Source organism: Actinophytocola sp., from assembly GCF_035712165.1.
Lineage (GTDB): Bacteria > Actinomycetota > Actinomycetes > Mycobacteriales > Pseudonocardiaceae > DASYTH01.
Genome location: NZ_DASTBH010000212.1, coordinates 1 through 9,936 on the forward strand (window position 1 = coordinate 1; position 9,936 = coordinate 9,936).

Here is a 9,936-nt window from a genome sequence, read left to right on the forward strand (position 1 = left end):
CGAGTTCCAGATCGGCTCGAACATCATGTTGGCGAAGCGCATCGCCAGGATGTTCTGCACGGTCTCCTTGCCGAGATAGTGGTCGATGCGGAACACCGACTCCTCGGGGAAGACCTCGTTGACGATCTCGTTGAGCTCGCAGGCGCTCTTCAGGTCGTGCCCGAACGGCTTCTCGATCACCACCCGGCGCCACTGGTCCGGCTGCGGCGAGGACAGGCCGGCCCGGGCCAACTGCTTGCACACCACCGGGAAGGCGCCCGGCGGGATGGACAGGTAGAAGGCGTGGTTGCCGCCGGTGCCGCGGTCGCGGTCCAGGTCCTCCAGCGTCTTGGCCAGGGTGTCGAAGGCGTTGTCGTCGTCGAAGGTGCCCTGCACGAACCGAATGCCTTCGGCCAGCCGGTCCCACACCGTCTCCCGGAACGGGGTGCGGGCGTGCTGCTTGACCGAGTCGTGCACCACCTTCATGAAGTCCTCGTCGGCCCAGTCCCGGCGGGCGAAGCCGACCAGCGCGAAGCCCGGCGGCAGCAGGCCGCGGTTGGACAGGTCGTAGATCGCCGGCATGAGCTTCTTGCGAGACAGGTCCCCGGTCACCCCGAAGATCACCAACCCGGACGGCCCGGCGATTCGTGGTAACCGCTTGTCCCGGGGATCGCGCAGCGGGTTCTCCCACTCACGTGTCACTGCCCGACCTCCTGGATGACTCGGACGACGTGGGCGATGCCGGCGATCCGGTCGGTGAGGTGCAGGCGCAGCAGCGGCCGGCCGTGTTCGATGAGCACCTGGCCGTCGCCGAGCGCCTGGGCGCGCTGCAGCGTGCCCAGCGTGTAGGGCCGGTCGGGCACCTCGAGGTCCTTGTCCACCTCGCCGGTGAGCTGGAGGAAGACCCCGTTCTGGTGGCCGCCCTTGTGGTACTGCCCGGTGGAGTGCAGGAACCGCGGACCCCAGCCGAAGGTGGTCTGCAACCCGCTGCGGCGGGCCAGTTCGCCGCGCAGCACGATCGCCGAGGCGTCCTCGAGCCGGTCCAGGTAGACCTGCACGGACAGATAGCCGTGATCCGGCGCCGCGGCCAGCAGCGCGGCGATGGCGTCGGCCAGCGTGGCGGTGCCGGCCGGGAGCAGTCCGTCCGGTGCGTGCACCTCGACCGGACCGTCCACCAGCGCCGGCGTCCCGGACTCGGCGGTGGGCGCGTCCAGCAGCGCGCGGGCGGCCTTCTTGGCGGCCTCCACGTCCGGCTGGTCGAACGGGTTGATCGCGAGCAGCCGGCCGGCCACCGCGGTCGCGTACTCCCACAGCAGGATCAGGCCACCCAGCGAGCCGGCGGTGCCGAGTTGGGCAGCCCCGTCCGGCGCGCCGATGGCGCACGGGGTGGCGTCGTCGCCGGCGTCGGCGAAGCCCGGCGCGTCCGGTCCCTCGACCACCACGGGCAGGATCCCGGTGCCGTCCTTGCCGGTGGACTCGGCGATGAGCTGCTCTGCCCAGTCGCCGAAGCCCTTGATGCCGGACCCGGTGTCGGCCAGCACGACCTTCTCGGCGCCGCGGGCGTGCGCCGCCCCGAGCGCGCCGGCCAGCAGCAGCGCCGGGTTGTCGGCGTCGTCCGCGGACAGCAGCGGCGCGGCGGCGGCCGCCTCGTCCAGCAGAGCGGCCACGTCGGCACCGGCGAGCCCGGCGGGCACCAGCCCGAACGCGGTCAGCGCGGAGTACCGCCCGCCGACGTTCGGGTCCGCCTGGAACACCCTGCGGTAACCGGCCGCAGTGGACAGCTCGGCCAGCGGCGAACCCGGGTCGGTGACCACCACGATCCGCGATGCGGCGTCGATCCCGTTGGCACGGAAGGCTTTCTCGAAGATCCGGCGGTGGCTGTCGGTCTCCACGGTGGACCCGGACTTGGACGACACGACCAGCACCGTCCGGTTGAGATCGCCGGCCAGCGCGTCGGCCACCTGCCCGGGATCGGTGGTGTCCAGCACGACCAGCGGCACCCCGGCGGTGCTGGTGATCACCTCGGGGGCCAGTGACGAGCCGCCCATTCCGGCCAGCACGACCCGGTCCACACCGTCGGCCCGCAGCTCCGCGCGCAGCGCGTCGATCTCGGCCAGCAGCGGCCGGGACGTCTCGGGCAACGTGGTCCAGGACAACCGGATCCGCGCCTCGGACTCGGCCGGCTCGCCCCAGAGGGTGTGATCCTGTGCGGCCAGTCGGGACGCCACGTTCTCCGCGACCAACCGCTCGACCAGCGGCGCCGCCTCCTCGGCGAGCCGCTGGTCCACGATCGTCACGCCGACCTCGGTGGCGCGGTCAGGCATCGAGCTGCCCCTGGACGGTGTCGAGCAACTCCTGCCAGGACTTCTCGAACTTCTCCACGCCTTCGGTCTCGAGCACCTCGAACACGTCGTCGATGTCCACCCCGGCCGCGGCCAGCGCGTCGAACACCTGCCGGGCCTCGCCGGCCAACCCGCTGACCGTGTCGCCGGGCACCTCGCCGTGGTCGGCGAAGGCGAGCAGGGTCTTCTCCGGCATGGTGTTGACCGTGTCGGCGACGATCAGCTCCGCGATGTACTTGGTGTCCGGGTAGTCCGGGTTCTTGGTGCCGGTGGACGCCCACAGTGGACGCTGGACGTTGCCGCCCGCCGCGGCCAGGGTCTGCCAGCGCTCGGAGGCGAAGACCTCCTGGAACGCCGCGTAGGCGAGCCGGGCGTTGGCCACCGCGGCGGTCCCGCGCAGCGCCAGCGCCTCGTCGGAACCGATCGCCTCCAACCGCTTGTCCACCTCGGTGTCCACTCGGGACACGAAGAACGACGCCACCGAACGGATCGCGGCCAGGTCGTGCCCGTTGGCGCGGGCCTGCTCCAACCCGGTCAGGAAGGCCTCCATCACCTCGCGGTAGCGCTGCACCGAGAAGATCAGCGTGACGTTCACGCTCACGCCCTCGGCGAGGGCGGCGCTGATCGCCGGCAGCCCGGCCGAGGTGGCCGGGATCTTCACCAGCAGGTTGGGCCGGTCCACCGTCTTCCACAGGTCCAGCGCCTCGGCGGTGGTGCGGTCGGAGTCGTGCGCCAGGCGCGGATCCACCTCGATCGACACCCGGCCGTCGACACCGCCGGTCGCGGCCCACACGTCCCGGAACTTGTCGCAGGCGTTGCGCACGTCGGTCGTGGTGAGGTCGCGCACGACGTCGTGCAGCGACGCTCCCCGCGCGGCCAGTTCGCGGACCTGCTCGTCGTAGGTCTCACCCTTGGCGAGGGCGGCGGCGAAGATCGTCGGGTTGGTGGTCACGCCGACCACGTGCCGGTCCCGGATCAACTCGTCCAGGTTGCCGGTCACCAGTCGTTCCCGGGACAGGTCATCGAGCCAGATCGACACTCCGGCCTCGGCCAGCTTCGCAAGTCGGTCAGTCATCAGTGCTTACCTTTACCTTTCGCGATCTGCACGTTGCCGCAGTCGCGCTCGATGGTCGCCTTGATTGCCGCGAGATCACGCTTCCGCCTCTCCGGCCTTCCTCAGGCTGCGGTGTGCCGCAGCCACGACGTTCTCGGTGGTGAACCCGAACTCCCGGAACAGGGTCTGGTGGTCCGCGGACGCGCCGTAGTGCTCGATGGAGACGATCTCGCCCGCGTCGCCCGCGAAGCGGTGCCACGGTTGCGCGACACCGGCCTCTACCGTGACCCTGGCCCGGACCGACGGCGGGATCACCTCGTTGCGGTAGGTCTCGTCCTGGGCGTCGAACCATTCGACCGACGGCATCGAGACCACTCTCGTGGCAACGCCCGACTCCTCCAGGACCTTCCTGGCCGCCACGGCCAGCTGCAGCTCGGAGCCGGTGGCGATGAGCAGCAGCCGGGGCTCCCCGCCGCTCGCCTCCTCGAGCACGTAACCGCCCCGGGCCACGCCCTCGGCGGCCAGTTCCCGGGTGCCGGCCAGCACCGGCAGGTTCTGCCGGGTCAGCGCGAGGCCGACCGGCTGGTCGTGCTGCTCGAGGATGGCCCGCCAGGCCGCGGCCGTCTCGTTGGCGTCCCCGGGGCGCAGGATCACCAGCCCGGGCACCGCCCGCAGCGCGGCCAGGTGCTCGATCGGCTGATGGGTCGGCCCGTCCTCACCCAGGCCGATCGAGTCGTGCGTCCACACGTAGGTCACCGGCAGCTTCATCAGCGCGGCGAGCCGGGCCGGCGGCCGCATGTAGTCGCTGAACACCAGGAACGTGGCGCCGTACGGCCGGGTCGGGCCGTGCAACACGATCCCGTTGAGGATCGAGCCCATCGCGTGCTCGCGGACCCCGAAGTGCAGCGTGCGGCCGTACGGGTTGGCCTGCCATTCCTTTGTGGACGCTTCGACGGGGCCGAACGAGTCGGCGCCCTTCATCGTGGTGTTGTTGCTCTCGGCCAGGTCCGCCGACCCGCCCCACAGCTCCGGCAGCACGTCGGCCAGGGCGTTGAGGACCTCGCCGGAGGCCTTGCGGGTGGCCACGCCCTTGGGGTCCGGGTCCCAGGCGGGCAGCTTCGCGGTCCAGCCGTCCGGCAGCCGGTAGGCGCTGGCCCGGTCGAGCAGTTCCTTGCGCTCCGGGTTGGCCGCGGCCCACCCCTCGAACGCCCGCTCCCAGTCGGCCCTCGCCTGCTTGCCGCGCTCGACGGCCTGCCGGGTGTGCGCCAGCACCGCGTCCTCGACGACGAACGAGCGGTCCGGGTCGAAGCCGAGGATCTTCTTGATCGCGGCCACCTCGTCGTCGCCCAGGGCCGCGCCGTGCGCCTTGCCGGTGTTCATCTTGGTGGGCGCCGGATAGCCGATCACGGTGCGCAGCTGGATGAACGACGGCCGGGAGGTCTCCTGCCGCGCGGCCTCCACGGCGGCCAGGATCGCGGTCACGTCCTCGCCGCTGTCCACGGTCTGCACGTGCCAGCCGTACGCCTCGTAGCGGGCGGCGGTGTCCTCGGACAGCGCGATGTTGGTGTCGTCCTCGATGGAGATCTCGTTGGCGTCGTAGATCACCACCAGGTTGCCCAGCTGCTGGCGGCCGGCGAGCGAGGAGGCCTCGGAGGTGACGCCCTCCTCGATGTCGCCGTCCGAGGCGATCACGTAGATGTAGTGGTCGAAGATGCTCTGCCCGGCCGGGGCGTCCGGGTCGAACAGGCCGCGTTCGCGCCGGGCGGCGATGGCCATCCCGACCGCGTTGGCCAGGCCCTGGCCGAGCGGGCCGGTGGTGACCTCGACCCCCCGGGTGTGGCCGTGCTCGGGGTGGCCCGGGGTCTTCGAGCCCCAGGTGCGCAGCGCCTCGATGTCCTCGATCTCCAGGCCGTAGCCGGCCAGGAACAGCTGCAGGTACAGGGTCAGGCTGGAGTGCCCGGCGGAGAGCACGAACCGGTCCCGGCCGATCCACTCCGGATCACCGGGATCGTGCCGCATGATGCGCTGGAACAGGGCGTAGGCGGTCGGCGCCAGGCTCATCGCGGTACCGGGATGGCCGTTGCCGACCTTCTGCACCGCCTCGGCGGCCAGCACCCGGATCGTGTCCACCGCGCGCGTGTCGAGATCGGTCCAGTCCTGCGGCACCCGGGTCCGCACACGGTCGGCAAGTTCGGCAGGAACGTCAACATTGTTGGACACGAACATGAACTCCCGTAGTCGCTGGGCGCACCCTCCGCCCCATGTCATCCCTCGTCGCGGTCAGCCTAGTCGGGTACCCCGCAGTGTGTGATCTGTAACCGATCTGGTGGCTGGAGGCCGACCCGAGCCGGATGACCAGCGACGGCGCGGCTACGATTTCGCCATAACCCGAGCCCTACCCAGCGAGGAGAGTCATGCCGGTGCGCACGGCCGACGTGGACTCGTCCACGTCGCGCAGCCGGGCGCGGGTGCTGCGGGCGTACCTGGCGATGACCAAGCCGCGGATCATCGAGCTGCTGCTGGTCACCACCGTGCCGGCGATGATGCTCGCCGAGCGCGGCATCCCGGCGCCGTGGCTGGTGTTCGCCACCCTGTTCGGCGGATCGCTGGCCGCGGCCAGCGCCAACGTGCTCAACTGCGTGGCCGACGCGGACATCGACGCGATCATGAAGCGCACCCGGTCGCGTCCGTTGGCCCGGCACGAGGTGCCCACCCGGCACGCCCTGGTCTTCGGGCTGACCCTCGGGGTGGTGTCGTTCGCCTGGCTGTACGTCACGACGAACCTGCTGGCGGCCGCGATGGCGGTCGGCGCGATCCTGTTCTACGTCCTGGTGTACACGCTGGTGCTCAAGCGGCGTACCGCGCAGAACATCGTCTGGGGCGGCGCGGCCGGCTGCATGCCGGTGGTGATCGGCTGGGCCGCGGTCACCGGCGAGGTGGCCTGGCCGGCGCTGGTGATGTTCGGAGTGATCTTCTTCTGGACCCCGCCGCATTTCTGGGCGCTGGCCATGCGGTTCCGCGAGGACTACGCCCGGGCCGGCGTGCCGATGCTGCCCGTGGTGGCCACCGCCGAACGGGTGGCCCGGCAGATCGTCGTCTACTCCTGGGTGATGGTGGCGTGGACGCTGCTGCTGGTGCCGGTCACCGGCTGGCTCTACGTCGCCTCCGCGCTGCTGGCCGGCGGCTGGTTCCTGACCTACGCGCACCGGCTCCACCGCAGCGTGCGACAGGGCGAGAAGGGCAACCCGATCAAGCTGTTCCACCTGTCCAACAGCTATCTCACGTTGGTTTTCGTGGCGCTGGCGGTTGACTCGGCGCTGGGGCTTCCGCTGGTTCTGGGCTGACCAGCCGGTTGAGCAGGATGTCCAGCGCCGCCTGACCGGCGTCCCGGGCGGCCCGCTTGTCCTGCGCCCTGGCGATCAGCATTGCCGCCTCGGCCACCGCGGCGCACACCATGTGCGCCAGCATGTCGACGTTCTCCGCGGGTATCCGCCCGGACCGGGCGATCCGGCGCAGGGTGGCCCTGGTGCGGCCCAGCGAGTGCCGTTCGTCGAGTTCGCGGCAGCGCTGCCAGCCCACCACCGCGGTGGCCTCGATGATCGTGATCCGCTGCGCGACCGGGTCGAGCGCGACGTCCAGCCAGGTCGAGCAGCCGGCCCGGAGGGTGTCGACCGGGTCGTCGAACCTGCGGGCGGCCTCGGCGGACTGCTCGGCCATGTGCCCGATCATCCGGTCCAGGACCGCGTCGAACAGTTCGGCCTTGCTGGCGAAGTGGTGGTAGAAGGCGCCCCGGGCGAGACCGGTGGCCTCCAGGATCGCGCCGATCGAGGTGGCCTCGTAGCCGAGCCGGCCGAACAGGTCGATCCCGGCCGCGATCAGCCGCTCCCGGGTCGTTCTGCCCCGTTCGATCCGCAGGTCCATGGCGAAACAGGGTAGCCGACCGACTGTCGGTCTGTTAACTTGCGGACCGACAGTCGGTTTGTTTTCTCAGGCGACCCCGAGGAGCACCGCATGCGCCCCACCCTCACCGCCCCCGCCCTGTCCACCGTCACCCTCGGGGACGGCATGACCCTGGCCTACCGCGAACTGGGCTCCGGCCCGCCGGTCCTGCTGCTGCACGGCTGGCCCACCTCGTCCTACCTGTGGCGCGACGTCATGCCGGCGATCGCCCGGGACAACTGCGTCATCGCGCTCGACCTGCCCGGCTTCGGCGGGTCGGACAAACCGCTGGACGTCCGGTACGACTTCGACCTCTACGCGCGGGTCCTCGACGGTTTCCTGGACAAGCTCGAGATGGATCCGGTGGACATCGCCGTGCACGACATCGGCGGCCCGATCGCCGTGCACTGGGCGCTGCGCAACCCTGGCCGGGTGCGCCGCCTCGCCCTGCTCAACACGTTGCTCTACCCGGAGTTCCACCCCGAGGTGATGGAGTTCGCGGTCGGTCTGGCCCGGCCGGAGACCCGGGACCGGATGGTCAGCCCCGAGGGGCTTGCCGACATCCTGCGGCTCGGCCTGGCCGACCCGGACCGCCTGACCGACGAGGTCGTCGCCGAGGTGCGGCGGCCCTTCGCCGATCCGGACGCGCGGCTGGCGTTGGCCCGGGCCGGGTTCAACCTCAGCGTCCGCGGGTTCGCCGAGATCGCCACCGGGCTGCCGCGGTTGGACGTCCCAGTGCGGATCATCTACGGCGAGCGCGACCGGATCCTGCCCGACGTCGCCGAAACCATGGCCCGCGTGCGCCGCGACCTGCCCCACGCCGAGGTCACCACCCTGCCCGACTGCGGACACTTCATCCAGGAAGAGGCCCCCCAACAGGTCGGCGAACTACTAGCCGACTTCTTCAACCGACCCGAGCAGCCCGCCTGACGCGGGGCCGCCAACCGCACCTCAGGGGAACGTGACGCAACCCAGCCACCGCCACCCACCGAACCCGACCGTCTCGACCCAACGGGACGACAGGAGTAAATCCCGGAGAGGCGGCTACGAAACTGCGCGCAGCAGCTGTTCCACGGTGGGGTCGTCCAGTGACTCCCGGATGCAGCGCCACAACTGCAGGTTCGCCTCGGCCCAGCGCGAGTAGGTCGAGGCCGCCTCGGGGTTGTAGAAGTAGTACCCCTCGTCGTGCACGGTCTGCTGCTCGGTGACGATCTTGTTGGCCAACTCCCGCAGGCTCACGCCGTTCTCGGCGAGGTAGCGGTGGGCCAGCACGACCGGGGTCACCGGAAGGGCCTTGAACAGCGTGTCCGCGTCGGAGAGTGCCTGTGCCTCCAGCGAGATGTCCGGATGGCGGCCGGCCATCTCGGCGTCCCGCACGATCTCGTCGATCCGCTCCGCGGTCCTCGTCGCCACGCCGGCCACGTCCAGGATCTGCAGCCGCAGCGAGGCTCCGGCGGCGGCCGGGGAGTTGCGCTCCACGATGTAGTTCAGGTCGTGCACCAGTGCGGCGGTCTCGACCAGCGCCTGGTCGGCGCCGTTGGCGTCGGCGAACTCGACCGCCTTGGCCCGCACGAAGCTCACGTGGTGCCAGCCGTGGAACTGCAGCCGCTGCGCGAACCGCTGGCACAGTTGGTAGACGTAGCGTTCGACGGCGTCGATCGACCCCCGGGACGGCGTGCACACCACATCCGTCGCCGGGACGACCCGTTCGGCAGACATCGCACCCCTCTAACCAGCCGGCAGTGGCGGCGTGCCGGTGGGGTGGATGGTAGCCGCGAAAAACGGAATTGTCTTCTGTGGAACTCCTCCCTACCGGTGAATGTCACGTTTGTCAGATACGTCTGACCAGCTCGTCAAGCCGCGACTCCACCGGGACATGCTTGTGGCTGACCTGGGTGTTCGGGTCGAACGACAGGCTCCAGTCGGTCAGCGCGCGCGATTTCACCAGAAATGTCATGGTCGCGTCGTCCGCTACCGGAATGCGATGGAACTCGGTGGAACGCATCGTGCCCACCGTGCCGACCTCGTAGGGCCGGCTGGCCACCAGTTCGGCGCCGGTGACCAGGCTGGTGGCCGGGTCGATCTCCGCCCGGTAGTGCTCGTGCAGGTAGCCGCCGCGCACGATCGTGGTGCAGAAGTGGTAGCGGTGGTTGTGCACCGAGTCGGCGTAGCCCGGCCGCCAGTCCCGCTGCGGTTTGTACTCGTGCAGCCAGAAGGTGAACGGCTCGTCCGGCTGGTCGCGCAGGCACCAGGCGAAATGGGTGGTGGTCTCCCGGGACCGGTTGATCACGTCCTGGGCCTGCGCCGGGGCCAGGTCGTGCACGTGGTCGCGCAGTATGGCGCGGAGGTTTGGTTGCGCCGCCCAGGCGTGGAAGCACTCGTCGACGAGGTCCCAGCGGGTGTCCAGGGGAGCGGCTTCGGCGATGATCTGGCTGGCCAGCTCGGTCAGCGGGGCGATCCGGATGAGCATGATGATCAACTACCTAACCCCGCGGCCAGGGTGAACTCGTGCCGGAAGGCGTGGAACTTGCTCTCCAGGTCCTCGAAGCGGTCCGGCGACAGCCGGCCGCCGGTGACCTTCTCGAACTGGCCGAGGAACTCGCCCCGGGTGGTCTCCGGCGT

8 protein-coding genes and 1 pseudogene are annotated in these 9,936 nt (G+C 70.4%); 2 read left to right on the top strand and 7 right to left on the bottom strand.

Going from position 1 to position 9,936, the window contains the following annotated elements; genetic code table 11:
* The 4 genes and pseudogenes from VFO68_RS11980 to tkt all read right to left on the bottom strand — a co-directional run.
* A pseudogene (locus VFO68_RS11980) lies at positions 1-681 on the bottom strand (glucose-6-phosphate dehydrogenase); the annotation flags it as partial.
* Positions 678-2,303 (bottom strand): glucose-6-phosphate isomerase, encoded by a 1,626-nt coding sequence (locus tag VFO68_RS11985; RefSeq protein WP_325158308.1) that lies wholly within the window; start codon positions 2,301-2,303, stop codon positions 678-680. The gene VFO68_RS11985 and the pseudogene VFO68_RS11980, both read right to left, overlap by 4 nt.
* Positions 2,296-3,396 (bottom strand): transaldolase, encoded by a 1,101-nt coding sequence (tal, locus tag VFO68_RS11990; RefSeq protein ID WP_325158309.1) that lies wholly within the window; start codon positions 3,394-3,396, stop codon positions 2,296-2,298. The genes VFO68_RS11985 and tal overlap by 8 nt, the downstream gene beginning before the upstream one ends.
* A gap of 75 nt (positions 3,397-3,471) precedes the next feature.
* Positions 3,472-5,595 carry a transketolase gene (gene tkt / locus VFO68_RS11995; protein ID WP_325158310.1) on the bottom strand — a complete coding sequence of 708 codons (2,124 nt, stop codon included), beginning with the start codon at positions 5,593-5,595 and terminating at the stop codon, positions 3,472-3,474.
* 194 nt (positions 5,596-5,789) lie between these two features.
* Here tkt and VFO68_RS12000 point away from each other — a divergent pair, with 194 nt between their 5' ends.
* Positions 5,790-6,719 carry a heme o synthase gene (locus VFO68_RS12000; RefSeq protein WP_325158311.1) on the top strand — a complete coding sequence of 310 codons (930 nt, stop codon included), beginning with the start codon at positions 5,790-5,792 and terminating at the stop codon, positions 6,717-6,719.
* Here the strand turns inward: VFO68_RS12000 and VFO68_RS12005 are convergent.
* Positions 6,655-7,296: a TetR/AcrR family transcriptional regulator gene (locus VFO68_RS12005; RefSeq protein ID WP_325158312.1), complete on the bottom strand. Its 642-nt coding sequence runs from the start codon at positions 7,294-7,296 to the stop codon at positions 6,655-6,657. The two genes, VFO68_RS12000 and VFO68_RS12005, sit on opposite strands and share 65 nt — an antisense overlap.
* Positions 7,297-7,386: 90 nt before the next feature.
* On the opposite strand from VFO68_RS12005, the gene VFO68_RS12010 reads away from it, so the two are divergent.
* Entirely contained in the window at positions 7,387-8,244 is an 858-nt protein-coding gene (locus tag VFO68_RS12010; protein WP_325158313.1) for an alpha/beta fold hydrolase, read from the top strand.
* A gap of 114 nt (positions 8,245-8,358) precedes the next feature.
* Here the strand turns inward: VFO68_RS12010 and VFO68_RS12015 are convergent, their stop codons facing one another.
* Together VFO68_RS12015 and VFO68_RS12020 are read right to left on the bottom strand one after the other, a co-directional pair.
* Entirely contained in the window at positions 8,359-9,033 is a 675-nt protein-coding gene (locus tag VFO68_RS12015) for an HD family phosphohydrolase (RefSeq protein WP_325158314.1), read from the bottom strand.
* A 112-nt stretch (positions 9,034-9,145) separates the two neighbouring features.
* The gene (locus tag VFO68_RS12020; protein ID WP_325158315.1) at positions 9,146-9,784 is read right to left on the bottom strand and encodes a hypothetical protein; all 639 of its coding nucleotides are present in this window, start codon (positions 9,782-9,784) and stop codon (positions 9,146-9,148) included.
* Positions 9,785-9,936: the final 152 nt, after the last annotated feature.

Bases quoted from the DNA above. Each gene is read 5' to 3' on its own strand.
- VFO68_RS11985 (WP_325158308.1), bottom strand. From the start codon at position 2,303: ATGCCTGACCGCGCCACCGAGGTCGGCGTGACGATCGTGGACCAGCGG.
- tal (WP_325158309.1), bottom strand. From the start codon at position 3,396: ATGACTGACCGACTTGCGAAGCTGGCCGAGGCCGGAGTGTCGATCTGG.
- VFO68_RS12000 (WP_325158311.1), top strand. From the start codon at position 5,790: ATGCCGGTGCGCACGGCCGACGTGGACTCGTCCACGTCGCGCAGCCGG.
- VFO68_RS12005 (WP_325158312.1), bottom strand. From the start codon at position 7,296: ATGGACCTGCGGATCGAACGGGGCAGAACGACCCGGGAGCGGCTGATC.
- VFO68_RS12010 (WP_325158313.1), top strand. From the start codon at position 7,387: ATGCGCCCCACCCTCACCGCCCCCGCCCTGTCCACCGTCACCCTCGGG.
- VFO68_RS12015 (WP_325158314.1), bottom strand. From the start codon at position 9,033: ATGTCTGCCGAACGGGTCGTCCCGGCGACGGATGTGGTGTGCACGCCG.
- VFO68_RS12020 (WP_325158315.1), bottom strand. From the start codon at position 9,784: ATGCTCATCCGGATCGCCCCGCTGACCGAGCTGGCCAGCCAGATCATC.